The 24,618-nt window shown below is 72.9% G+C and carries 21 protein-coding genes; 13 read left to right on the top strand and 8 right to left on the bottom strand.

Features of this window, described 5'->3' with window-relative positions:
- Nucleotides 1–31: 31 nt before the first annotated feature.
- From dapB to ACFFKU_RS09580, 5 genes are all read right to left on the bottom strand, one after another.
- Complete coding sequence (gene dapB, locus ACFFKU_RS09600) at nt 32–796, bottom strand: 4-hydroxy-tetrahydrodipicolinate reductase (RefSeq protein WP_380137470.1); 765 nt, start codon at nt 794–796, stop codon at nt 32–34.
- Complete coding sequence (locus ACFFKU_RS09595; RefSeq protein ID WP_380138066.1) at nt 793–2,127, bottom strand: M16 family metallopeptidase; 1,335 nt, start codon at nt 2,125–2,127, stop codon at nt 793–795. Before ACFFKU_RS09595 ends, dapB begins: the two co-directional genes overlap by 4 nt.
- Nucleotides 2,128–2,164: 37 nt before the next feature.
- Entirely contained in the window at nt 2,165–4,411 is a 2,247-nt protein-coding gene (locus ACFFKU_RS09590; protein WP_380137468.1) for a polyribonucleotide nucleotidyltransferase, read from the bottom strand.
- Nucleotides 4,412–4,697: 286 nt separating this feature from the next.
- Entirely contained in the window at nt 4,698–4,967 is a 270-nt protein-coding gene (gene rpsO / locus ACFFKU_RS09585) for a 30S ribosomal protein S15 (RefSeq protein ID WP_380137466.1), read from the bottom strand.
- 121 nt (nt 4,968–5,088) lie between these two features.
- Nucleotides 5,089–6,102, bottom strand: coding sequence for a bifunctional riboflavin kinase/FAD synthetase (locus ACFFKU_RS09580; protein WP_380137464.1), 1,014 nt, complete (start codon nt 6,100–6,102; stop codon nt 5,089–5,091).
- 102 nt (nt 6,103–6,204) lie between these two features.
- Between ACFFKU_RS09580 and pgi the strand changes: the two genes are divergently transcribed.
- Nucleotides 6,205–7,905: a glucose-6-phosphate isomerase gene (gene pgi, locus ACFFKU_RS09575; protein WP_380137463.1), complete on the top strand. Its 1,701-nt coding sequence runs from the start codon at nt 6,205–6,207 to the stop codon at nt 7,903–7,905.
- Between the two features lie 159 nt (nt 7,906–8,064).
- On the opposite strand, the gene ACFFKU_RS09570 is transcribed toward pgi, so the two are convergent.
- Nucleotides 8,065–8,997: a sugar-binding transcriptional regulator gene (locus ACFFKU_RS09570; RefSeq protein ID WP_380137461.1), complete on the bottom strand. Its 933-nt coding sequence runs from the start codon at nt 8,995–8,997 to the stop codon at nt 8,065–8,067.
- An 80-nt stretch (nt 8,998–9,077) separates the two neighbouring features.
- Between ACFFKU_RS09570 and xylB the strand changes: the two genes are divergently transcribed.
- From xylB to ACFFKU_RS09530, 8 genes are all read left to right on the top strand, one after another.
- Nucleotides 9,078–10,616: a xylulokinase gene (xylB, locus tag ACFFKU_RS09565; RefSeq protein WP_432499982.1), complete on the top strand. Its 1,539-nt coding sequence runs from the start codon at nt 9,078–9,080 to the stop codon at nt 10,614–10,616.
- A gap of 67 nt (nt 10,617–10,683) precedes the next feature.
- A complete protein-coding gene (locus ACFFKU_RS09560; protein WP_380137460.1) occupies nt 10,684–11,463 on the top strand; it encodes a GolD/DthD family dehydrogenase in 780 nt (259 codons plus the stop codon).
- 210 nt (nt 11,464–11,673) lie between these two features.
- Complete coding sequence (locus tag ACFFKU_RS09555; protein ID WP_380137459.1) at nt 11,674–12,741, top strand: zinc-dependent alcohol dehydrogenase; 1,068 nt, start codon at nt 11,674–11,676, stop codon at nt 12,739–12,741.
- Nucleotides 12,738–14,420 carry a sugar ABC transporter ATP-binding protein gene (locus ACFFKU_RS09550; RefSeq protein WP_380137457.1) on the top strand — a complete coding sequence of 561 codons (1,683 nt, stop codon included), beginning with the start codon at nt 12,738–12,740 and terminating at the stop codon, nt 14,418–14,420. The genes ACFFKU_RS09555 and ACFFKU_RS09550 overlap by 4 nt, the downstream gene beginning before the upstream one ends.
- On the top strand, nt 14,420–15,415 hold the full coding sequence (locus ACFFKU_RS09545; RefSeq protein ID WP_380137455.1) for an ABC transporter permease: 996 nt from the start codon (nt 14,420–14,422) through the stop codon (nt 15,413–15,415). Before ACFFKU_RS09550 ends, ACFFKU_RS09545 begins: the two co-directional genes overlap by 1 nt.
- 208 nt (nt 15,416–15,623) lie before the next feature.
- Nucleotides 15,624–16,634, top strand: a complete 1,011-nt coding sequence (locus tag ACFFKU_RS09540; protein ID WP_380138064.1) for a substrate-binding domain-containing protein — start codon at nt 15,624–15,626, stop codon at nt 16,632–16,634.
- A 113-nt stretch (nt 16,635–16,747) separates the two neighbouring features.
- Complete coding sequence (locus ACFFKU_RS09535) at nt 16,748–17,350, top strand: SIS domain-containing protein (protein WP_380137453.1); 603 nt, start codon at nt 16,748–16,750, stop codon at nt 17,348–17,350.
- Nucleotides 17,347–18,075, top strand: a complete 729-nt coding sequence (locus ACFFKU_RS09530) for a beta/alpha barrel domain-containing protein (RefSeq protein WP_380137452.1) — start codon at nt 17,347–17,349, stop codon at nt 18,073–18,075. The genes ACFFKU_RS09535 and ACFFKU_RS09530 overlap by 4 nt, the downstream gene beginning before the upstream one ends.
- Here ACFFKU_RS09530 and ACFFKU_RS09525 read toward each other — a convergent pair.
- Complete coding sequence (locus ACFFKU_RS09525) at nt 17,993–19,279, bottom strand: MFS transporter (protein ID WP_380137450.1); 1,287 nt, start codon at nt 19,277–19,279, stop codon at nt 17,993–17,995. The two genes, ACFFKU_RS09530 and ACFFKU_RS09525, sit on opposite strands and share 83 nt — an antisense overlap.
- 63 nt (nt 19,280–19,342) lie before the next feature.
- On the opposite strand from ACFFKU_RS09525, the gene ACFFKU_RS09520 reads away from it, so the two are divergent.
- A complete protein-coding gene (locus tag ACFFKU_RS09520; RefSeq protein ID WP_380137449.1) occupies nt 19,343–20,053 on the top strand; it encodes a class I SAM-dependent DNA methyltransferase in 711 nt (236 codons plus the stop codon).
- Nucleotides 20,054–20,074: 21 nt separating this feature from the next.
- On the opposite strand, the gene ACFFKU_RS09515 is transcribed toward ACFFKU_RS09520, so the two are convergent.
- On the bottom strand, nt 20,075–21,007 hold the full coding sequence (locus tag ACFFKU_RS09515) for a sugar-binding transcriptional regulator (RefSeq protein ID WP_380137448.1): 933 nt from the start codon (nt 21,005–21,007) through the stop codon (nt 20,075–20,077).
- A gap of 93 nt (nt 21,008–21,100) precedes the next feature.
- On the opposite strand from ACFFKU_RS09515, the gene ACFFKU_RS09510 reads away from it, so the two are divergent.
- The 3 genes from ACFFKU_RS09510 to ACFFKU_RS09500 all read left to right on the top strand — a co-directional run bounded on the left by ACFFKU_RS09510 (nt 21,101) and on the right by ACFFKU_RS09500 (nt 24,617).
- On the top strand, nt 21,101–22,144 hold the full coding sequence (locus tag ACFFKU_RS09510) for an NAD(P)-dependent alcohol dehydrogenase (protein WP_380137447.1): 1,044 nt from the start codon (nt 21,101–21,103) through the stop codon (nt 22,142–22,144).
- Between the two features lie 29 nt (nt 22,145–22,173).
- Nucleotides 22,174–22,944 carry an SDR family NAD(P)-dependent oxidoreductase gene (locus tag ACFFKU_RS09505; RefSeq protein WP_380137445.1) on the top strand — a complete coding sequence of 257 codons (771 nt, stop codon included), beginning with the start codon at nt 22,174–22,176 and terminating at the stop codon, nt 22,942–22,944.
- Nucleotides 22,945–23,267: 323 nt separating this feature from the next.
- Entirely contained in the window at nt 23,268–24,617 is a 1,350-nt protein-coding gene (locus ACFFKU_RS09500) for a dicarboxylate/amino acid:cation symporter (RefSeq protein WP_380137443.1), read from the top strand.
- Nucleotide 24,618 lies beyond the last annotated feature (1 nt).

Below are 24,618 nucleotides of genomic sequence, written 5' to 3'. Positions count from 1 at the left end.
CTGGCGGGTCTGGGCGGTTCTCGACGCGGACTCAGTCGAGGTCGAGGTAGTGCTCGAGCCCGACCGTCACCCCGGGGCGGGAGGCCACCTGACGGATGCCGATCAGCAGACCCGGCATGTACGCGGACCGGTCGAAGGTGTCGTCGCGCAGGGTCAGGATCTCCCCCGGCCCACCGAAGACGACCTCCTGGTGCGCGGTCAACCCGCGCGAGCGCACCGCGTGCACGTGGATGCCGTCGACGACCGCCCCGCGGGCTCCCGGGAGTTCCTGGGTGGTCGCGTCGGGGCCTGGCCCGAGACCCGCCTCGGCGCGCGCCGCGGCGATGATCTTGGCGGTCCGGATCGCAGACCCGGACGGCGCGTCGACCTTGGCCGGGTGGTGCATCTCGACGATCTCGGCGCTCTCGAAGAACTTCGCGACCTTGGCCGCGAGCACCATGATGAGCACCGGGCCGAGACCGAAGTTCGTGGCCACCAGGACGTTGGCCGGGCGACCGTCGGGACGGCGCGAGGCGGCCTGCCAGGAACCCAGCTGCGCCAACCGTTCCTCGGTCCACCCGGTCGTCCCGGTGACGACGTGCATCCCCCGGGCCAGCGCCCATTCCAGGTTGTCCATCACCTGGTCGGGGACGGTGAGGTCGACGAGCACGTCGGCCCCCTCCGCGGCGGCGCGGTCGTCCCCGCGCCCGAGGGCGGCGACGAGCTCGAGGTCGGGTGCGGCCTGCACGGCCGCGACCGCCTCGGAACCCATCCGCCCCCGGGCGCCGGTGACGGCGACGCGGATCGGCGAACTCACCGGGTGACCCCGGCGAACAGGCTGTCGTCGGAGAACGGACCGACGACGGCGATCGAGCGGGGACGGGCGAGGAGGTCGACGGCCAGCTCCTGGACCTCCTCGGCGGTCACGCCGCGCACCTCGGCCAGGACACCGTCGACGTCGAGGAAGCGCCCGTGGCTGAGCTCGGACTTGCCCAGGCGGTTCATGCGCGAACCCGGGTCCTCCAGGCCGAGCACCAGCCCGCCGGACAGCTGCCCGATCCCGCGCTCCATCTCCTCGTGGTCGACCCCGCCCTCGGCGAGGCGCTGCAGCTCGGCCAGCATGAGTTCGGCGACCTGCCCGGCCTTGGCCGGCGAGCAGCCCGCGTAGAGCCCGACGTAACCCGAGTCGGCGTAGTTCGCGTTGAACGAGTACACCGAGTAGGCCAGGCCCCGCTTCTCGCGGATCTCCTGGAACAACCGGCTGCTCATCCCGCCGCCGAGGATGGTGTTCAGCACCGACATGGTGAACCGGCGCTCGTCGGAGGCGACGATCCCGGTGCAGCCCATCAGGACGTGGGCCTGCTCGGTCTTGCGGTCGATGACCAGCGTGCGTCCGCGTTCCAGGCCCGACGCGTCGCCGGTCGGCACCCGGCGCGGGGCCGGGGCCGACTCGGCCAGGTCGCCGGCGGCCCGGGCCATCTCGTACTCGACGAGGTCGACGACCTCGTCGTGGTCCAGCCCGCCCGCCGCGGTGAACACGAGCGTCGAGGGCCGGTAGTGCTCGCGGTAGTGGTCCCAGACGTCGGCGCGCCCGACGGCCCGGATGGTCTCCGGGGTGCCGCCGATGGGCCGGGCCAGGGGGTGCGAGCCCAGCACGAGTTCGGCGAACCGCTCGTGCACCACGTCGGCCGGGTCGTCGTCGTTCATCGCCAGCTCCTCGAGGATGACCTCGCGCTCGCTGGAGAAGTCGTCCTCGTCGAGGACGGCGGAGGTGACCATGTCGGTCACCACGTCCACGGCCATCGGGACGTCGGCGTCGAGCACCCGCGCGAAGTACGCGGTGTGCTCCTTGCCGGTCGCCGCGTTGGCCTCCCCGCCCACGGCGTCGAAGGCCGCGGCGATGTCCATGGCGTCCCGGCGCTCGGTCCCCTTGAAGAGCAGGTGCTCCAGGAAGTGGGTCGAGCCGAAGTGGCCGTGGGTCTCGTCCCGCGAACCGACCCCCACCCAGCACCCGACGCTCACCGAGCGCTGACCGGGCATGGCCTCGGTCAGCACCCGGGCGCCCGAGGGCAGGACGGTGCGGCGCACGACCGCACCGTCCTGCTCGGACAGCGTCTGGGTGATCGGCTCGCCGACGGCCGCGACCATCGGCAGCTCGACGCCGCGCAGCTCGTCGGCGGGCACGTCAGGCGTCGGACGCGGTCTCGGCCTCGGCGGAGGTGGCCTCCGCCGCGTCCTCGGCCACGACCGGGATCAGGGACAGCTTGCCGCGCGGGTCGATCTCGGCGATCTCGACCTGCAGCTTCTGCCCCACCGAGACGACGTCGTCGACGTTGTCGACGCGCTTGCCCCCGGACAGCTTGCGCAGCTGCGAGATGTGCAGCAGGCCGTCCTTGCCCGGCAGCAGCGAGACGAACGCCCCGAAGGTCGTCGTCTTCACGACGGTGCCCAGGTAGCGCTCGCCGACCTCGGGCATCGTCGGGTTGGCGATGGCGTTGACCGCGGCGCGGGCCGCCTCCGCCGAGGGACCGTCGACGGCCCCGATGAACACCGTGCCGTCGTCCTCGATGGAGATGTCGGCGCCGGTGTCCTCCTGGATCTGGTTGATCATCTTGCCCTTGGGCCCGATGACCTCGCCGATCTTGTCGACCGGGACCTTCACCGTGATGATCCGCGGCGCGGTGGGCGACATCTCGTCAGGGGCGTCGATGGCCTCGGCCATGACGTCGAGGATGTGCAGCCGCGCGTTGCGGGCCTGGGTCAGCGCACCGGCCAGGACCGAGGCGGGGATCCCGTCGAGCTTGGTGTCGAGCTGGATCGCGGTGACGAACTCCTTGGTCCCGGCGACCTTGAAGTCCATGTCCCCGAACGCGTCCTCGGCGCCGAGGATGTCGGTGAGGGCCGCGTAGCGGGTCTCACCGTCGACGGTGTCGGAGACGAGGCCCATGGCGATGCCGGCGACGGGGGCGCGCAACGGCACACCCGCGTTCAGCAGCGACAGGGTCGAGGCGCAGACCGAACCCATCGAGGTGGACCCGTTGGAGCTCAGCGCCTCCGACACCTGGCGGATCGCGTAGGGGAACTCCTCGCGGGCCGGCAGGACCGGGACGAGGGCGCGCTCGGCGAGGGCCCCGTGCCCGATCTCACGACGCTTGGGCGAACCCACGCGACCGGTCTCGCCGGTGGAGTACGGCGGGAAGTTGTAGTTGTGCATGTAGCGCTTCTTGGTCACCGGGGAGAGGGTGTCCAGCTGCTGCTCCATGCGCAGCATGTTCAGCGTGGTGACCCCGAGGATCTGGGTCTCGCCGCGCTCGAACAGGGCGGAACCGTGCACCCGCGGCAGCACCTCGACCTCGGCCGAGAGCGTGCGGATGTCGGCCAGGCCACGACCGTCGATGCGGACGGAGTCGGTGAGGATGCGCTGACGGATCAGCTGCTTCTGGACCGAGCGGTAGGCCGCGGAGATCTCCTTGTCGCGACCCTCGAAGGACTCGGCCAGCTGGGCGCGGACCTCGGCCTTGATCTCGTCGATCCGGTCCTCGCGCTCGGTCTTGCCCGCGATCTGCAGGGCGGCGCGGAGGTTGTCGGTGGCCGCGGCGGCGACGGCCTCGTAGGCGTCGTCGGCGTAGTCGGGGAACACCGGGAAGTCGGCGGTCGGCTTGGCCGCGGTGGCCGCGACCTGGGCCTGCGCCTCGACCAGCTTGGCGATGTGCGGCTTGGCGGCCTCGAGCCCGGCGGCCACGACCTCCTCGGTGGGAGCGGTCGCGCCGGTCTCCTTGATGAGGTTCCAGGAGTTCTCGGTGGCCTCGGCCTCGACCATCATGATCGCGACGTCGGTGGAGCCGTCGGCGGCGGTGACGACCCGGCCGGCGACGACCATGTCGAAGACGGCGCGCTCGAGCTCGGAGTAGCGCGGGAAGGCCACCCACTGCCCGTCGATGAGGGCGATGCGCACCCCGCCGATGGGGCCGGAGAACGGCAGACCGGCCAGCTGGGTGGAGAGCGAGGCGGCGTTGATGGCGACGACGTCGTAGGCGTCGTCGGGGTGGATCGCCATGACGGAGACGACGACCTGGACCTCGTTGCGCAGCCCCTTGACGAAGCTCGGGCGCAGCGGGCGGTCGATCAGGCGGCAGGTGAGGATCGCCTCGGTCGAGGGGCGACCCTCGCGGCGGAAGAACGAGCCGGGGATCTTGCCGGCCGCGTAGCTGCGCTCCTCGACGTCCACCGTCAGGGGGAAGAAGTCGAAGTGGTCCTTGGGGGACTTGCCGGCCGAGGTGGCGCTCAGCAGGAAGGTCTCGCCGTCGAGGTAGACCGAGGCGGAGCCGGCGGCCTGCTTGGCGAGACGACCGGTCTCGAACCGGATGGTGCGGGTGCCGAACGAGCCGTTGTCGAGGACGGCTTCGGCGGCGGTGATCTCGGGACCCTCCACGGGTTCCTCCTTCATGATCGATGGACGGACGGCGCGGCACCGCCCACGGGGGGCGGCGGCGGGTTCCGGCCTTCGATCGAGGCCCACGGCCACCCCGCTCGGGGGGTCCGGAGGCCACTACCGAGGACCGGGCGACCCAGCGCGCGGTTCCGCATGTGGTGACGGACGACGGACGCCTGATCGACGTCCGGTCACGGAGGAGTCTGCTACGACCCGTCCGTGGAAGTGGCACAGGGGCGGTCCCGAGTGTCGGGACCGCCCCTGTGCCAGCCCCTGAGCGGCGTGCTCAGCGGCGGATGCCGAGCCGCTCGATGATCGAGCGGTAGCGGTTGATGTCCTTCTTGGCCATGTACTGCAGCAGGCGACGGCGCTGGCCGACGAGCAGCAGCAGGCCACGACGGCTGTGGTGGTCGTGCTGGTGCATCTTCAGGTGCTCCGTGAGGTCACGGATGCGCTGGGTCAGCATCGCGACCTGGACCTCGGGCGAACCGGTGTCGCTCTCACTGGTCCCGTACTCGGCCATGATCTTCTTCTTGACGTCAGCGTCGAGGGGCACTGTTCACTCCTGGTCTCGTTGCGCGGTGCTCCGGGGCTGGTTCACCCGGGCTCTCTCGTGTCCGCGGCCGTTCGAACGGCGTCTGCCAGGCTACCAGGCCCGGTCGGGCCCCCTGCGCGGGTCAGGCTCCCCCGGGCGTCCCGGCGCCGGGCAGGCCCAGCAGCTCCCGGCACCGCTGCACGTCCAGCGCCATCTGCTCGACCAGGGCCTCGATGCCGTCGAAACGCAGGGTGGGGCGCAGCATCTCGACGAACTCGACCGCGACCTGCTCGCCGTAGAGGTCCAGGCCGGTGCGGTCGATGCAGTAGGCCTCGACCCGGCGCTCCAGACCGTCGAACGTCGGGTTGGTGCCGACCGAGATCGCCGCGGCCAGCCGTCGCCCGCCCTCGGCGCCGGGACGCTCGTCCAGCCGCTCCAACCACCCCGCGTAGACGCCGTCGGCGGGCACGTGCCCGGCCTGCTCGGCCGCCGCGGTCGAGAGGTTCGCCGTCGGGTAGCCGAGCTCACGACCGCGGTGGTCGCCGTGCACGACCGTGGAGACGACCCGGTGCGGGTGCCCGAGGATCTCGGCGGCGCGGCGCACGTCGCCGGTGGCCAGGGCCTCGCGCACGGCGGTCGAGGAGAAACGGGGCAGTCCCGACTCCGCCTCGCTGCGGTCGTCCTCGCCCTGGTCGTCCAGCACGAGGACCTCGAAACCGAGCGCGGACCCGAGGTCGCGCAGGGTCTGCAGGTCCCCGGCGTTGCGGTGCCCGAACCGGATGTCGCGTCCCACCACCACCGCGCGGGCCCGCAGCGTCTCGACGAACACCTCGCGCACGAAGCGTTCCGGGCTCCAGGTGGCCAGTTCGGGGGTGAACTCCAGGACCAGGGTCGCGTCGAGCCCCTGCTGGTCCATGAGGTCCAGGCGGTGCTCCAGACCGGCGATGACGACGGGCGCCCGGTCGGGGAAGAGCACCTGCAGCGGGTGCGGGTCGAACGTGACGGCGATGGCCGCGCAGTCGCGCTCGCGGGCCGCGGCGACCACCTGCTGCAGCACCGCGGCATGACCGCGGTGCACCCCGTCGAAGTTGCCGATCGTCACGACCGAGGGACCGGCGTGGTCCCCGACGGCCTTCAGGCCCTGCCACCGTTGCACGCCCCCACTGTGCCACCAGGGGTGGAGGACTACGGTCGTCACCACCCGCAGCACCACCCGCAGGAGCACCCGATCAGGGTCACCGCCCGCCCCGGAGGAACCGTGAGCAGCAGCACCCCCGTCGACCCGACCGGCACCGCCGCCTTCGCCGCGCTGCAGACGCACCACGCGGAGGTCCGTCCGGACCTGCGTGCCTGGTTCGCCGCCGACCCGCAGCGCGCCGAACGGTTCACGTTCGACGCGGCCGACCTGCACGTCGACCTGTCCAAGAACCTCGTCACCGAGGAGACGGTGCGCCTGCTGCTGCAGCTGGCCGAGGAGACCCGGGTCGCCGACCGGCTGGCGGCCATGTTCGCGGGCGAGCACATCAACACCACCGAGGACCGTGCCGTCCTGCACACCGCGCTGCGCCGCCCGGCGGGGACGACGCCGGCCCTGACCGTCGACGGGCAGGACGTCGACACCGACGTGCAGGCCGAGCTGACGAAGATGTACGCCTTCGCCGAGAAGGTGCGTTCCGGGGAGTGGACGGGCGTCACCGGCAAGCGCATCGAGACCGTCGTCAACATCGGGATCGGCGGTTCCGACCTCGGCCCGGTCATGGTCTACGAGGCCCTGCAGCCCTACGTGCAGGAGGGGTTGTCCTGCCGGTTCGTCTCCAACATCGACCCGACCGACGTGGCCGAGAAGACCCGTGGGCTGGACCCCGAGACCACGCTGTTCATCGTGGCCTCCAAGACGTTCGGGACGCTGGAGACCCTCACCAACGCCCGGCTGGCCCGGACGTGGCTCTGGGAGCGGCTGTCGGCGGCCGGCGCGCTGGCCGACGACGACGAGGCCCGCCGCGGGGCCGTGGCCAAGCACTTCGTCGCGGTCTCCACCGCGCTGGACAAGGTCGAGGCGTTCGGCATCGACCCGGCCAACGCGTTCGGGTTCTGGGACTGGGTCGGCGGGCGGTACTCGGTCGACTCGACGATCGGCACCTCGCTCGCGATCGCCGTCGGGCCGGAGCGGTTCACGGAGTTCCTGGCGGGTTTCCACGCGATCGACGAGCACACCCGCACGACGCCGTTCGAGCGCAACGTCCCCGTCCTCATGGGGCTGCTGAACGTGTTCTACGTCAACGTGGTCGGGGCCCACACGCACGCCGTGCTGCCCTACGCGCAGTACCTGCACCGGTTCCCGGCCTACCTGCAGCAGCTGACGATGGAGTCCAACGGCAAGTCGGTGCGCTGGGACGGTTCCCCGGTCACCCACGAGACCGGCGAGGTGTTCTGGGGCGAACCCGGCACCAACGGCCAGCACGCGTTCTACCAGCTGATCCACCAGGGCACCCGGATCATCCCGGCCGACTTCATCGCGGTCGCGACGCCGGCCCACCCGCTGGTCGACGGCGACGGCGGGGACGCCGACGTGCACGCGTTGTTCATGGCGAACTACTTCGCCCAGACCAAGGCGCTCGCATTCGGCAAGACCGCCGAGGAGGTGCGCGCCGAGGGCACCGCCGAGGAGATCGTCCCGGCCCGGGTGTTCTCCGGGAATCGCCCGACCACCTCGATCCTGGCCCCCGCCCTGACCCCGTCGGTGGTGGGTCAGCTCATCGCCCTGTACGAGCACATCACCTTCGTCCAGGGCGCGGTCTGGGGCATCGACTCCTTCGACCAGTGGGGCGTGGAGCTCGGCAAGAAGCTCGCCCTGGAGATCGCCCCGGCCCTCACCGGCGACGCCGACGCCCTGGCGGATCAGGACCCCTCCACCGGCGCCCTGATCCGCCACTACCTGCAGCGCCGCGCCACCGCCTGACCCCCATCCCTCCGTGATCAAGGAATGAGTGGTCTCCCACCCCACCCCGCCCTCCCGTGATCAAGGAATCCGAACCCCGGAATTCCTTGATCACGGGGGCGGGTCGGGTGGGGTGGGGCGGGTCGTGTGTGCGCGGGAGGGGTGGGGCGGGGAGGACGGTCAGTCCTCCAGGATGCGGCGGGCGAGGTAGGCGTCGGTGACGAGCGAGCCGAGCAGACCCGCCCGGAGCAGGGCGCGCACGGCCTCGGTCTTGCCCGCCCCGCCGGCGACCGCGATGACGTCGGGGACGGCCCGCAGCTGGGCCTCGGTGATGCCGATGCGGCGCTCGTCCAGGCCCGTGACCCGACGGCCCCGGGCGTCGTAGAGCAGGGCGCAGGTCTCGCCGACGACCCCCCGGGCGGCGAGCTTCTCCGTCGCGGCCGGCCCGATCAACGGCGGGATCTGCGACAGCCCGCCCCCCTCCCCCACCGGCCACGCGCCCACCGCGACGACGGCCTTCGTGACCCGCGGGTACTGCTCCAGCGTGGCGCGGATGGAGTCGTGCTGCTGCAGGGCCGTCGCGGTCCGGCGGTCGGCCACCACGATCGGGGCGAAGACCGGGTGCGTCGTCCCGCCGCCGTTGGCCTCGGCGACCGTGCGGACGATGTCGACCGAGGTCCGCCCGAGCTGACCGCCCATCCCGGTGAGCTGCACGACCTCGCACCGGGCGATCCCCCGGAGGTGCCCGGTCATCGCGAGCAGGGTCCGCCCGCAGTCCAGCCCGAGGACGTCGTCGGCGGTGACGATCTCGGCCAGGAGCTCCCCGGCCACCTGCCCCAGGGCCTCGGCGACGCCGACGTCGTCGGCGGTCGGGACCACGAGGGCGCGCCGCAGGTCGTAGGTCTCGCGCAGCCGCTCGGACAGCTCGTAGTCGATGCCCGCCGGGGCGCTGATCCGGATCGTGACGATGCCGGCCTCCTGCGCCGCGGCCAGCAACCGACTGATCTTGAACCGGGAGACGCCGCGCTCCCGGGCCAGGTCGACGCGCGAGACCCCTTCGACGTAGTGCCGACGAGCCACGGCGACCATCGTGGCCACCTCTTCTGGACCCATCTGCACATCTGAGCAGAGGGATTGACGAAGGTGCAAGGCGTTCGCAGGATCGGGGCCGACGCGAGGGAGCGGAGGCCGACGTGGGCGAGAGTGCCGGGACGACGATGAGGGGCGCGGGACGCGCCCCGGACGGGGTGGTGGCCGGGATCGACTCCTCCACCCAGTCCTGCAAGGTGGAGCTGCGAGACCTGGCCGACGCGCGCCTGCTGGCGGTGGGCCGGGCGCCGCACCCGCCGGCCCCGGGCGGCGTCAGCGAGCAGGACCCGCAGGCCTGGTGGGAGGCGCTCGGCCGGGCGATGCGGGCGGCGCTGGACGCGGCCCCGCCCGGCACGGCGCAGCGGGTCGTGGCCCTCTCGGTGGCCGCGCAGTGCCACGGGCTGGTGCCCCTCGACGCACGGGGGGCCGTCCTGCGGCCGGCGAAGCTCTGGAACGACACCACCTGTGCCCCCGAGCTCGCGCGGCTGCGGCAGCGGGTCGACGACGCCACCTGGGCGCGCCGGGTCGGGACCGTGCCCACGCCCGCCTTCACCATCGGCAAGCTCGCCTGGCTGGCCGCGCACGAGCCGGCGAACCTGCGGGCGCTGGCCACGGTGCTGCTCCCCCACGACTACCTGACCTTCCGGCTCACCGGGGAGCGGGTCACCGACCGCTCGGAGGCGAGCGGCACGGGATACTTCGACGCCACGGCCGACGACGGTCGGGGGCGCTGGCTGCCCGACCTGCTGGCCCTGGTCGACCCCGACGGCGCGGACCCGGACAAGGACTGGGCCGCGACGCTGCCGCGGGTGGCCCGCCCCGACGAGGTCGTCGGGCGGCTGACCCCCGTCGCGGCCGAGCACCTCGGCCTCCCCGGGGGCGTCCTGGTCGGGCCGGGCGGCGGCGACCAGCACGCCGCGGCCCTCGGTCTGGGCGCAGGCCCCGGTGACGTCACCTTCTCCCTCGGCACCAGCGGCGTCGTCTTCACGCCCAGCGCGCACCCGGTGCACGACCCCAGCGGGACCATCGACGGCGTCGCCGACCTGACCGGGGGGTGGCTGCCCCTGGTCTCGACGCTCAACGCCGCCCGGGTCACCGACCAGGTGGCGGGCTGGCTCGGGGTCGACGCCGCCGGGCTGTCCGCGCTGGCGCTGGCCGCCGGGCCGGGTGAGGGACCCGCGTTCGTGCCCTTCCTCGAGGGCGAACGCACCCCCGACCTGCCCCGGGCCCGGGGCGTGATCGCCGGGCTCGACTCGCGGACCACGCGGGAGGACCTGGCCCGCGCCGCCGTGGAGGGCGTCCTGCTGGGCCTGGTGAACGGCCTCGACCGGATGCGGGAGTTCGGCGTGGACGTCTCCGGCCGCGTGCTCGTGGTCGGCGGGGCGGCCCGCTCCCCCGCCTACCGTCAGCTCCTCGCCGACCTGCTGGGCACCCCCACCCTGGTCCCCGACGCCGACGAGGCCTCGGCCCGCGGGGCCTGCGTCCAGGCCGCCGCGGTCGCCCTGGGCGTCACCGTCCCCGAGCAGCGCGACCGGTGGCGCCCGGCCATCCTGGAGCAGACCGTCCCCCGCCCGTCCCGGCGCGATCCCGGCGCCCTCTACCGACGCACCGTGGCCGACGCCGCGGTCCTGGCGCCGACCTGACCATCTCGTGGACCGACGACCGCCGACCGACGACCGCCGACCGACCGACGAACCCCAGGAGGACCCCGTGACCACCGCCCCCGAACCCCTCGACGCCGACGTCGACCTGAGTTTCTCCCTGGAGGGCCGGACCGCCCTGGTCACCGGGGGCGCCTCGGGGATCGGGGCCGCGATCTCGGCGGTGTTCGCCGAGAAGGGGGCCCGGGTCGTCGTGGTCGACCTGGACGAGGAGGCGGCCCGGGCCCGGGCCGCCGAACTCGGCAACGGCAGCGTCGGGCTGCGCGGCGACGTCTCCGACCCGGCCTCGGTCGAGGAGTTCACCGCGGCCGCGTTCGCCGAGGGCCCCGTGCACGTCCTGGTGACGTCGGCCGGCATCGTCGACCTGGCCCCCGCCGAGGAACTCGAACCCCGCGGGTGGGACCGCACCATCTCGATCAACCTGACCGGCACCTACCTGACCGCCCGGGCCGTCGGCGGACGCATGCTGCAGCAGGGTTTCGGGAAGATCATCACCATGGCCTCGCAGGCGGCCACGGTGGCCCTCGACGGTCACGTGGCCTACTGCGCCTCCAAGGCGGGCGTCCTCGGGATCACGCGGGTCCTCGCCTCGGAGTGGGCCGGGCGCGGGGTGACCGCGAACTCGATCTCCCCCACGGTCGTGCTCACCGACCTCGGCCGGAAGGCCTGGACCGGAGAGCGGGGCGAGGAGGCCAAACGACAGATCCCGACCGGTCGTTTCGCCCTCCCCCGCGAGATCGCCGGTGCCGCACTGTTCCTCGCCTCGGGAGCCTCCGACATGGTCAACGGGACCGATCTCGTCGTCGACGGCGGGTACACCATCCGCTGATCGCAGAACTCCACCCGGGAACCCCCGTGATCGTCACGATCACGGGGGTTCCGTGCGTCCGACACTCCTCGTCGTCGGCGGAGTTTCTGCACATCTGAGCGCCGACGTTGACAGACGTTCAGAGCAGGCGCAGAGTTCAGGCGTCCCTGCGACCGGGTCGGAACGACCGGTCCCTTGCTGCACAGCGGCAGCCGTGGCCCAGGAGAACGCATGAACCCCGCAATGCTGGAGACCGTCCGTCAGGTCGTGGTGAACTCCCTCGACGACGTCCGGGTGGAGACGCACCCCTGCCCCCGGCCCGGGGCCGGTGAGGTCCTGCTCGGCCCGACCGTGGTGGGCATCTGCGGTTCGGACCTGCACGCCGCCCGCGGTGTCCACCCCTTCATCTCCCTGCCCTACCGTCCGGGCCACGAGGTGGTCGGACGCGTCCTCGCCGTCGGCGAGGGCGTCGACCTCGTCCCCGGCACGCGGGTCGTCCTGGAACCCAACCTGGCCTGCGGGACCTGCCCGCCCTGCCGCGAGGGCCGCTACAACATCTGCGACGTGCTCGACGTGATCGGCTGCCAGACCGCCGGCGGGATGACCGACGCCTTCGTGGTCCCGGCCCACCGCGTCCACGTGCTGCCCGACGACCTGGACGACACCACTGCCGTCCTCGTCGAACCGCTCTCCACCCCGCTGCGCGCGGTCCGCCGGGCGGGCGACCTGCGCGGCCGGCGGGTCCTCGTGCAGGGCGCCGGCCCGATCGGGCTGTTCATCCTGCTCGCCGCCCGGCGGGCCGGAGCCGCCGCGGTGGTCGCCTCGGACCCGGTGCCCAGCAAGCGGGACCGGGCGGTGGCGTTCGGTGCGGTCGGAGCGGTCGACCCGACCGCCGACGACGTCGCGAGCACGGTCGTCGAGGCCCTCGGCGGCCCGGCCGACGTGGTCTTCGACGGCGTCTCCCGCGAGGCGTCGGTCCGGCTGGCGGTCGACGTCCTGCGCAAGGGCGGGAAACTCCTCACCGTCGGGGTCGCCGCCGGTGCCACCCCGGTCCCCCTCGACCTGATCCAGGACCGCGAGCTGGACCTGCTGGGCTGCCTGATGTTCGTCGCCGAGGACGTCCGCGAGGCCATCGCCATGCTGCGCGAGGGCGCCGTCCCCGTCGAGCAGGTGATCACCGCCCGGTTCGACGTGGCCGACGCCGCCGCGGCCTACGCCGCCTCCGCCGACCCGGAGCAGGTCAAGGTCGTCGTGACCGTCTCGGGCCCCGGCACCGCCGCGGCGGGAGGTGCGGCGTGAGCACCGCGACCGCCCCGGTCGAGGTGGTCCTCGACTGCCGCGACCTGCGCAAGAGTTTCGGTGGCGTGCCCGTGCTGAAGGGCGTCTCGCTGCAGCTCACCCCCGGCACGGTCACCGCACTGGCCGGGGAGAACGGCGCCGGGAAGTCCACCATGATGAAGATCGCCGCGGGCCAGTACCGGGCCGACGACGGTCGGGTCGAGGTCCGCGGCGAGACCCTGCACGCGGGTTCCATCCGCGACGCGCACCGGCTCGGGGTGGCGATCGTCCCCCAGGAACTCGCCTCCATCCCGCACATGACGGTCTACGAGAACCTGTTCGTCGGCCGGGAGCTGCGCACCGCGGTCGGAACCCTGGACCGTCGTCGGATGTCGGCCCGGGCCACCGAGATGCTCTCGGAGTTCGGCGTCACGATCGACCCCGACGCCCGGATGGGCACCCTGCCGGTCGGGCTGCAGCAGATCGTCGAGATCGTCAAGAACTCCAGCCGCGGGGCCAAGGTCGTCCTGCTCGACGAACCCTCCTCGGCCATCTCCGAGCGCGAGGTCGAGGGGCTCTACCGCGTCGTGCGCCGGTTGCGCGACGCCGGGGTGGCCCTGATGTTCACCACCCACAAGATGGGCGAGATCCGCGACCTCGCCGACCGCGTGGTGGTCCTGCGCGACGGCGGCCTCGTCCTGGACGCGCCGCTGGCCGAGATCAGCGACGACGACATCGTCACCGCCATGATCGGACGGGAGCTGGAAGACCTGTTCCCCGAGGTGACCACCGTCCCGGCCGAGGCCGAACCCGTCCTGGAGGTCACCGACCTGCACGTCGTGGGTCAGAACTCCGACGTCTCGCTGACCGTGCGCCGCGGCGAGATCCTCGGCCTGGCCGGGCTCGTCGGGGCCGGCCGGACCGAGCTGCTCGAGGGCATCTTCGGCGTCCGGCCCACCAGCGCCGGCACGATCCGGGTGGCCGGTCGGGAGATCCCCCGCAAGCGACCCGCGGCGGCGATCACGGCCGGGGTGGCCCTCGTGCCGGAGGACCGCAAGCACGCCGGAGCGGTCATGGGTCTCTCGGTGCTGGACAACGGGACCCTCCCGCGCCTGGCGAAGTTCTCGATCGCCGGGTGGTTGCGTCAGAAGGCCCGCGGCCAGGGGGTCGGTCAGGCGATGGACTCGGTCCGGCTGCGTTCGCGCGGGCTGTCGCAGGAGGTCGGCACCCTCTCCGGCGGCAACCAGCAGAAGGTCGTCCTGGCCCGCTGGCTCACCGACCACGTCGACGTGCTGCTGCTCGACGAACCCACCCGCGGGGTCGACGTCGGGGCGCGGTCGGAGATCTACCGCATCATCACCGAGCTGGCCGCGGCCGGGATGGCCGTCGTCATGGCCTCCTCGGACATGACCGAGGTCCTGGGCCTGTCGCACCGGGCCGTCGTCATGCGCGACGGCGGGATCGTCGGCGAACTGACCCGCGACCAGCTCCGCTCCCCCGACGTCCAGGACTCGATCTTCCGACTCTCCTCCGGCCTCGCCCCGCGAGGTTCCGCGAACCCCGACGCCCAGCACCCCGACGCCCAGCACCCCGACGCCCAGCACCCCGACGCCCAGCACCCCGACGCCCAGCACCCCGACGCCCAGCACCCCGACGCCCAGCACCCCGACGCCCAGCACCCCGACGAGAGGGCCCTCTGATGTCCAGTCCCCAAGCGGCCGTGACGGTCCCCGCCGAACGCCGGCGGTTCAGCCGGGAATGGATCGTGGCGCAGCTGATCCGCCGCGCCATGCTGATCGTAATGCTGCTCGTCATCGCGTTCTTCAGCTACCGCAGCCTCCGGTTCTCCTCCCCCGAGAACCTGCAGACCATCCTCATCGCGGCGGCCCCCTTCGCCCTGATCGCCCTGGGACAGACGCTCGTCATCCTCACGGGGGGCATCGACCTGTCGGTCGGGTCCGTCATCGCGGTCGCCGCCATGACCGGGGCGAGCGTCGCCAAGGCCTACCCGGGCCAGGTCTGGATGACCCTGCTCTCGGCCATGCTGGTCGGGCTGCTCGCCGGGTGCATCAACGGTTTCCTCGTCTCCCGGATCGACGTGCCACCGTTCATCGCGACCCTGGGGATGCTCACCGCCGGGTCCGGGGTCGCCTACGTGATCGGCGGGGGCGCACCGGTGAACGGCCTCCCCGCCGAGTTCGGCAAGATCGCCAACACGACGGTCTTCGGCCTGCAGATCCCGGTCATCGTGATGATCGTGGGCATCGTGGCGCTGGGCATCATCATGCGCCGCACCAGCTACGGGATGCGGGTCTACGCCGTGGGCGGCAACCGCGTGGCCGCCGAGATCGCCGGGGTGAACGCGCGCAACACGCTCTTCTCCGTCTACGCGATCTCCGGGCTGCTGGCCGGCCTGTCCGGGGTCATGCTCGCCTCCCGCGTCATCTCCGGCCCCCCGAACCTCGGCCAGGGGTACGAGCTCGACGCCATCGCCGCCGTCGTCATCGGCGGGGCCAGCCTCATGGGTGGTCGCGGCACGGTCTGGGGCACCGCCCTCGGGCTGCTGCTCATCCAGACCCTCAACAACGGCCTGGACCTGCTGCTCGTCCCGGCCTACTGGCAGGACGTCATCAAGGGTGTCCTCATCGTGGCGGCGGTCGCCGTCGACGTGTGGTCCACGAAACGCCGGACCTGACGACCCCGATCCGCCCGCACCCTCCGCACCGCCCCGCCCGTCCCCGAACCTCCCCCACCACCGGTCGATCCCCCGGCCGCGTCCCGCCCCGCCCGACCAGAGCCTGACGATCGAAGGAGATCCCGTGTCCACGAACCCGTCCCAGCAGAACCCCCAGCTCACCCGACGCAGCCTCCTCGGCGCGACGTTCGGCGTCGGCGCCCTCTCGATGGCCCTGGCCGCCTGCGGGGCCGGTGACCCCTCGGCGAACAACGGCTCCGGCGGCGAGGGCGGGTCGGCCAAGACCCGCATCGGCGTGAGCGTCTACGACATGAGCTCGTTCATCACCGCCGGCAAGGAGGGCATGGACGCCTACGCCGAGGCCAACGACATCGAGATCCTCTGGAACTCGGCGAACCTCGACGTGAACACCCAGGCGAGCCAGGTCGACCAGTACATCAACGCCGGTGTCGACGCCATCATCGTCGTCCCGGTGCAGGCGGACTCCCTGCAGCCGCAGGTGGAGGCGGCCAAGGCCGCCAACATCCCGCTGGTGCCGGTCAACGCCGCCCTCTCGGCCACCGACCTGGCCGGCAACGTGCAGCCCGACGACGTCGCGGCGGGTGAGGGCGAGATGCAGATGATGGCCGACCACCTGGGCGGCCGCGGCAACATCGTCGTCCTCGAGGGTCCGCTGGGCGGGTCGGGTCAGATCGACCGGGGCCAGGGCATCGACACGATCCTGGCCAAGTACCCCGACATCAAGGTCCTGGCCAAGGACACCGCGAACTGGAAGCGCGACGAGGCCGTCAACAAGATGAAGAACTGGATCTCCGCCTTCGGGGACCAGATCGACGCGGTCGTCTCGCAGAACGACGACATGGGTCTCGGTGCGCTGCAGGCGCTGAAGGAGGCCGGCATGAGCAAGCCCATCGTCGGCGTCGACGGGATCGAGGACGGCCTCAACGCCGTGAAGAGCGGCGAGTTCATCGGCACCATGCTGCAGAACGGCACCGTGGAACTCTCCGCCGGTCTGGCCGTCGCGGCGAAGATCGCGCGCGGCGAGGAGGTCGACACCGAGCCCGTCTACACGATGCCGCGGATCACCACCGAGAACGTGGACGCGGCGATCGAGCACGTCGTCACCGACCGGGCCGCCTTCCTGGCCCGCATCCCGGACCTGACCGAGGAGAACCTCAAGACCGGCGACATCGCCAACGAGGGTCTGCCCGGGCAGTGAGTTCCTCCCGCTGAGCCCCACCGGGTCGGCGACCGGACAGGTCCGGTCGCCGACCCGTCCCCTCCCCCGCCACCCGGTGGGGGAACGACGGCACGGACGACAAGGAGCCGCCGATGGACCGGGCGGAGATCATCGCCGCCGGGTGCACCCAGGTGCGCCGGCAGGCCACCGCGGTGGCCGGGTTGGCCGACCAGCTGGACGAGACCTTCGCGGTCCTGGTGGAGCAGATCCTCACCACGCGCGGCAAGGTCGTGGTCACCGGGTCGGGGACCTCGGGCATCGTCGCCGAACGGTTCGCGCACCTGCTGAGCGTCTGCGGCACCCCCGCGTTCGCCCTGTCGGCCGCCGACGCGCTGCACGGGCGCTCGGGCGCGGTCACCCGCGACGACCTGGTCATCGCCTTCTCCAAGGGCGGACGCTCCACCGAGCTCACCGACCTGACCGCGCTGCTGGTGGGCCGCGGCGTCCACGTCGTCGCGGTCACCGAGGAGCCGGGCTCGCCGTTCGCGGCGGCCGCGGCCTCGGTGGTGACGTTGCGCACCGAGCCCGCCGACGCCGACCTCGACGGCCTGGTCGCCACGGGGTCGACCCTGGTCCACGCCGCCTGGGGAGACGCGGTGACCGCCGTGCTCAAGCACCTGCGCCGGTTCAGCGCCGACGACGTGGTGCGGGGCCACCCGGCCGGGGTCGTCGGGACCGCCCGCCCGCGCCCGTGACGGCGCTCGACGCGCCGCTGCTCGACCTCGACGGCTGGGCGGACGGGCCCGCCGGCGCCACCCGGGCGGGCAGCCTCTACGCCCTTCCCCCCTCGCTGCGGGCGCGGGCGGCCCGGGAGCTGCACGCCGCCGGCTGGTGGGTCCACGTCGACGTCATCCTCGGTCCGGGTGGGACCCACACGGGTGTCGACCCGGCCCAGCTGAAGCAGGTGCGCCGCGACCTCCCCCGGGCCCGGATCGAGGTCCACGTCATCGCGCCGCACCGCGGCGACGCGGAGGTGGTGCCCGAGCTCCCCGCCCTGCTCCGGGCCCGCCCGCAGCGTGTCGTCCTGCCCGCGAGGCTCTGCCGTGCCGGGCACCCCGCCGAGGCGCTCGTGCGCGCGGCGGGAGCCGCCTGCTGGGCCGAGGTCGACCGGGACCCCCCGCCGCGGCCGTGGACGGTGGACGGGTTCCTGCTCATGCTCATCACCCCGGGGAGCACCGAACCGCTGGACCCCGCGCGGGTGGCGGGCGCCGCCGGGTTGCACGGGCTCCCCCTCGGGGCCGACGGGGGCGTCGGGCGCGGGCACTCCGCGCTCCTGCACGGCGCCGGCGTCACCCACCTGGTCTCCGGCCGCGCGCTGCTGCGGGAGGCCGGTGACCTCAGGCGAGCCGCACCCGTCGGTGGTGGAGCAGGAACGGCAGCAGCAGCAGCGACGAGGCGCCCCCGACCAGCGACAGCGTGAAGAAGCTGCTGCCGGCCACCACGAACCCCGACAGGACGCCCGCACCGGACCCGGAGACCGCGATGAGGACGTCCACCCCGCCCTGGACCCGCGCCCGCGTCGTCAGGTCGGTGGCGTCGACCAGCATCGTCGTGCCGCTGATGAGGCCGATGTTCCAGCCCAGCCCGAGCAGGACGAGCGCGAGGACGAGCAGGCCGAGCGACTCCGCGGGGGCGAGGGCCGCGACCAGACCGGCGGCGAGCAGCACGGCCGCGCCCGCGAGCGCCATCACGTCGCGCCCGAGCCGGTCGACCAACCGCCCGGTGACCAGGGAGGGCAGGAACATCGCCGTGATGTGCAGGGCGATGACCAGGCCGATGTCGCCCAGCCCGTGGTGCGGGCGCAGGTGGACGGGCGTCATCGTCATGATCGCGACCATGGCAACCTGGGTGACGACCATGACCGCGGCGCCGGTGACGACGCCCGCGCGGGCCCGGGGGCCGAGGTCGGCGAACCCGCCGCCGACCCGCGGGCCGACCCTCGGGCCGGCACGGAGGCCGTCGTCGCCCTCGGCCCGGGCCAGCAGCAGGGGGTCGGGGCGCAGGAGCAGGGTGACGACCACCGCGGCCGCCCCGAACGCCAGCGCCGCCAGCGCGAACGGACCGGCCAGGGCCGGCAGTCCGGCCGCCGCCGCGGCCGACCCCAGCTCGTCCACCGACAACGGCCCGGCGACGGCCCCGACGGTCGTGGCCACGAGGGCGGTGGAGACGGCCGTCCCCCGGCGCTCGGGCGTGGCCAGATCCGTTCCGGCGTAACGGGCCTGCAGGTTGGTGGCGGTGCCGGAGCCGTAGACGAACAACGCGGCGAAGAGCAGCACCGGCGAGTCGAGCACCGCCGCGACGACGATGCCGAGGGCCCCGAGCGCCCCCACGCCGAACCCCGCCGCGAGGCCGACCCGACGACCGCGCCGTTGGCTGAGCCGCCCGACGGCGTAGGCCGCGGAGGCCGAGCCCGCCGTGGTCAGCGCGACCGGCAGCCCGGCCAGGGCGTCCCCGCCCAGCATGTCCTGGGCCAGCAGCGCCCCCACGGTCACGCCGGCCGCGAGCCCGGCCCCACCGAGCATCTGGGCGACGACCACGACCGTCAGCGTCCGCCGTTGCACCGCCGCCCGGTCGGCGGGCGAGCGGGGCGGACGGGGTGCCGTCGGACGCCGATCCCCGGTCATCTGCCCTCGTCCCTCCGTCGGTTCCGCCGTCGGTCCCGGCACCGGCCGGGCACCGGTGTCCCGGTGCACACTAGGGCGCACGGTCCGGGAGGTCCCCGGACGCCACGGGTCCGCCGTCGGGAGGGCGTCATCACCAGCAGCTCCGCACCGTCCCGCCTCTGGGCCCGGGTCGCCCGCGACCGCTACGGCACCGACTACGCGCGGGGCTACGCCGCCCGCTTCGACGAGCTCGCGGCCGAGGGCGAGGACCTCGACGGGGAGGCCCGACTGGTCCGACGGCTGCTGCCACCCCCGGCGCGGGTGCTGGACGCGGGGTGCGGGACCGGCCGGGTCAGCGTGCGCCTGGCCGGGTGGGGTTACGACGTCGTCGGCTGCGACGTGGACGCGACCATGGTCGAGGAGGCCCGGGCCCGCTGTCCCGGCGTGGAGTTCCACGCCGCCGACCTGGCCGGCCTGCGTCCCGCCGCGATCGGGGGCCCGGTCGACCTGGTCCTGCTGGCCGGCAACGTCGTCCCGCTCCTGGAACCCGGGTCGTTGGTGGCCGCGGCGCAGGGGGTGGCCGCGGTGCTGCGCCCGGGCGGGGTGCTGCTGGCCGGGTTCGGGCTCGGCCAGGAGCACCTGCCCGAGGGTTGCCCGCCGCTGCCCTGGGCCGCCGTCGAGGACGCCTGCCGGGTGGCGGGGCTGCGCACCGAGGACCGGTGGTCGACCTGGGCCGGGGACCCCGCCGGCGTCGACGACGGGTACGTCGTCGCGCGCTGGCGCCGGGAAGGGTGAGAGCCGACCGGCGGACCCGGCTCAGCTCTCGACCAGGCGACGGGCCACGTGCTCGTCGGTGACCAGCGACGTCAGCAACCCCGAGCGCAGCATGGACCGGATGGCCTCCGCCTTGCCCGTGCCGCCCGCCACGCCGATCCGGTCGGGGACCGCGCGCAGGTCCCTCTCGGCGATGGCGATGCGGCGGTCGTCCAACGCGGGGATGCGCCGACCGTCGGCGTCCATGAGCAGGGCGGCGGTCTCCCCCACCACCCCGGCGCGGGCCAGCCGGGCGGTCTCGGCCGGGCCGATGAGCGCGGGGGTCTGCGAGAGTTCCCGCGACCAGGCCCCGATCGCGACGACGGCGATGGTCACCCGCTGCCAGGCCGAGGTCGTGGACTTGATCGTGCGCTGGGAACGGAGCACCTGGGCGGTGCGGGCGTCGGGCACGACGAGCGGGGCGTAGATCGGGAACACGCGCCCGCCGTTCACCTCGCCGACGACGCGGGCGATGTCCCCGGCCGTCTCACCGAGTTCCCCGCCCATGCCGGTGAGTTGGACGACGTCGCAGCCGGCCAGTCCGCGCAGGTGCCCGGTCATGGCGCGAAGCGTTCGCCCGCAGTCGAAACCGAGGACGTCCTCGCTGGTGACGATCTCCCGCAGGAGTTCCGCGCAGACCTGCCCGAGCGGTTCGCGCACGCGGTCGGGGTCGGCGGTCCGGACCACCAGCGCCCGGCGCAGCCCGAAGGCCTGGCGCAACGACTCCGAGAGCGCCACGTCGATGTCGCCGGGGGTGCGGATCTCGATGCGCACGATGCCCGCCTCGTGCGCGGTCTGCAGCAGCCGACCGACCTTGAACCGGCTCAGTCCCCGTTCCTTGGCGATCTCCACCCGGGAGACCCCGTCGACGTAGTGGCGCCGGGCGATGGCGGCGAGTTCCGTCGCCTCCTCCGGGCCCAGGGTCAGACGTTCCATGTGCTCATGTGAGCAGAAGCATTGACGAGTGCGCAACCGGGTCGGGAAGGTGAGGCTGCCTGTCCTCCCCCGGCGAAGGAGCCGTCGAGTCCCATGACCTCCACCACCATCCCCTCCACGATGCGGGCCTCGGTCCTGCTCGAAGCGGGTCGCATCGAGATGCAGGAACGCCCGGTCCCGACCGCCGGCCCGGGCGAGGTCCTCGTCCGCGTCGGCTCGGTCGGCGTCTGCGGTTCCGACGTCCACTACTACAAGCACGGCCGCATCGGCGACATGGTCGTGACCGCACCGCTGGTCCTCGGCCACGAGGTCTCCGGGACGATCGTCGCGGTGGGCCCCGGCGTCGAGGAGGACCGGGTCGGCGAACGCGTCGCCCTCGACCCCCAGGTGCCCTGCCGTCGCTGCCGGCAGTGCAAGGCCGGCCGCTCCAACCTGTGCCCGTTCATGGAGTTCTACGCGACGCCGCCCTTCGACGGGACGTTCTGCGACTACGTGACCGCCCCCGCCGACCAGGCGTTCGCGGTGCCGGACTCCATGTCCGACGAGTCGGCCGCACTGCTGGAACCCCTCTCCGTCGGGCTCTGGGCCGCGCACAAGGGCAACGTCGGCCCGGGTGACCAGGTGCTGATCGCCGGCGCCGGCCCGATCGGGGCGATGGTCGCCCAGGCCGTGCGCGCCTGCGGGGCCACCGACATCGTCGTCACCGACTTCGTCGACTCCCGCCGCGAGCGCATCACCTCCTTCGGCGCGACCCGGGCGCTGCACCCGGTGCAGGACAAGGACGAGATCGCGGCCCTCCGGGTCGACACGTTCGTCGACTGCTCCGGGGCGACCCCGGCGGTGCTGTCCGGCATCGCCTCCACCCGCGGCGGCGGGGCCGTCGTCCTCGTCGGCCTGGGCGCGGAGGAGATGCCGATCCCGGTGCAGCTCATCGCGACCCGCGAGATCACCCTGACCGGCGTGTTCCGCTACATCGACACCTGGCCGCGCGGCATCGAGCTGGAGACCTCCGGCGCCGTCCACCTGGACGACATGGTCACCGCGCGCTACCCGCTGGAGCAGGTCGAGGAGGCCCTCAACGCCGACTCCGACCCGTTGAGCATGAAGGCCGTCGTCGTCGTCAACCCGGCCGCCTGAGCCCCGACCCCCTGCTGAGAGGTTCTCCCATGCCCGTGCTGGACCGTTTCGACCTGACCGGCAAGGTCGCCCTCGTCACCGGTGGCTACCGCGGTCTGGGCCAGGCGTTCGCCCGCGCCCTGGCCGAGGCCGGGGCCGACGTGGTGATCGGCGCCCGTGACGGCGACAAGTCCGCCGCCGAGGCCGAGGCCCTGGCCGCCGCCACCGGACGCCGGACGCTGGGCCTGCGCCTGGACGTCACCTCCCGTCCCGAGGTCGAGGCCGCGATCGAGCGCATCACGTCGGAGTTCGGGCGGCTCGACGTCCTCGTCAACAACGCCGGCACCTGCGTGCACCGCCCGGCCCTCGAGGTGACCGACGAGGAGTTCGACGACGTCCTGACCACCAACGTCAAGGGCGTCTGGCTGCCCAGCGTCGTCGCCGCCCGCTGGATGGCCGACCACGGCGGCGGCAACATCGTGAACATCGGTTCGATCAGCGCGCAGATCGTGAACCGTCCGCAGCAGCAGCCGGCCTACAACGCCTCCAAGGCTGCGGTGCACCAGCTCACGAAGTCCCTGGCCGCCGAGTGGGCCCCGCTGGGGATCCGCGTCAACGCTCTCGCCCCGGGGTACGTCAAGACCGAGATGGCCCCCGTGGACAAGCCGGAGTTCCGCCGGATGTGGATCGACGACGCGCCCATGCAGCGCTACTCGACCCCGGAGGAGATCGCGGCGAGCGTCGTCTACCTCGCCTCGGACGCCTCCAGCTTCTCGACCGGTGCCGTGATCGTCACCGACGGGGGTTACACGCTCTTCTGATCCCTCCGCCCCCTCCCCACCCCACCGCAAACCCCTCCGTGATCAAGGAAGGAGTGATCAACCGCCTCACCCGTCACGTGACGGGTGAGGCAGCTGATCACTCCTTCCTTGATCACGGCAGGGTTCGACTGGCTGGGCTGGGTGGGGTGGGGGTGGGGGAGGGAATAGGCGGTCGGAATCTGTGCTTGGCTTGGGTGACATGAACGGGAACCGGGGAGCGCACCTGACGCAGCGAAGGTTCGTCGACCTGCTGCGGACCGCGAGCGCGCAGTAGCGACGGACGTCGCCGTCCGTCCGTCCCGTTCACCCTCCCCGGAGCCAGCATGTCCACCACCTCCGACGCGCCTGTCCGCGCGTCCCGCAACCCCCTGCGCCGCATCCCCTTCGGCGCCCAGGTCCTCATCGGTCTCGTCCTCGGCGTCGCCCTCGGCGCGCTCGCCCGTTCGATGGGCGGGACCGAGACCGACCCGAACTGGTTGACCACCACGCTCGACACCATCGGCTCGACATTCGTCACCCTGCTCAAGACCCTGGTCCCGCCGCTCATCCTGCTGGCGATCATCACCTCCATCGCCAACCTCCGGCAGGTCACGGACGCCGCCCGGCTGGCCTGGCGCACCCTGCTGTGGTTCGCCATCACCGCCCTGATCTCGGTGGGCATCGGCATCACGATCGGCCTCATCACGAACCCGGGCGCCCGGGCGGACGTCGCCGCCCCCACCGAGGACTACTCCGGCAGCACCGGTTCCTGGCTGGACTTCCTGCAGGGCCTGGTCCCGGTGAACATCGTGGGGCTCCAGGCCCGCACCTCCACCGGTGACAGCGGTGCCCTGTCGACCTCGCTGTCCTTCAACGTGCTGCAGCTGCTGGTCGTCGCGATCGCGATCGGGGTGGCCGCGCTCAAGGTGGGTGACAAGGCCGAGCCGTTCCTGTCCGTCGCCCGTTCCGGGCTGAGCATCGTCCAGACCGTCCTGTGGTGGGTCATCCGGCTGGCCCCGATCGGGACCGTCGGGCTCCTCGGCACCGCCGTCGCCTCCTACGGCTGGAACGCCCTCGCACCGCTCGGGGTGTTCGTGATCGACGTCTACGTCGGCCTGGCCCTGGTGATCTTCGTGCTCTACCCGATCCTGCTCAAGGTGCACGGGCTCGGTGTGCGCGCCTTCTTCGCCACCGTGTGGCCGGCCACGTCGTTGGCCTTCGTCTCCCGCTCGTCCATCGGCACCCTGCCGGTGACCCAGCGGGTCACCGAGGACCTGGGCGTCCCTCGCTCCTACGCGTCGTTCGCGGTGCCGCTCGGCGCGACCACGAAGATGGACGGGTGCGCCGCGATCTACCCGGCGCTGGCCGCGATCTTCGTCGCCGGGTTCTTCGGGGTCGACCTCTCCGTCCTCGACTACGTGCTCATCGCGTTCGTGTCCGTCGTGGGTTCGGCGGCCACCGCCGGGCTGACCGGGGCCACGGTCATGCTGACCCTGACCCTCTCGACGCTGGGGCTGCCGCTCGCCGGGGTCGGTCTCCTGCTGGCCATCGACCCGATCCTCGACATGGGCCGCACCGCGGTGAACGTCACCGGCCAGGCCCTGGTCCCGGCCATCGTGGCCAAGCGCGAGAAGATCCTCGACCGCTCCCGCTCGGGCGCGACCGCCGCGCGCGGTGAACTCGTCGACGCCTGAT

The organism is Kineococcus gynurae, from assembly GCF_042433995.1.
Classification (GTDB): Bacteria; Actinomycetota; Actinomycetes; order Actinomycetales; family Kineococcaceae; genus Kineococcus; species Kineococcus gynurae.
The sequence above is the reverse complement of the archived record's forward strand: the minus strand, read 5'-3'. Positions and strand labels throughout refer to the sequence as shown.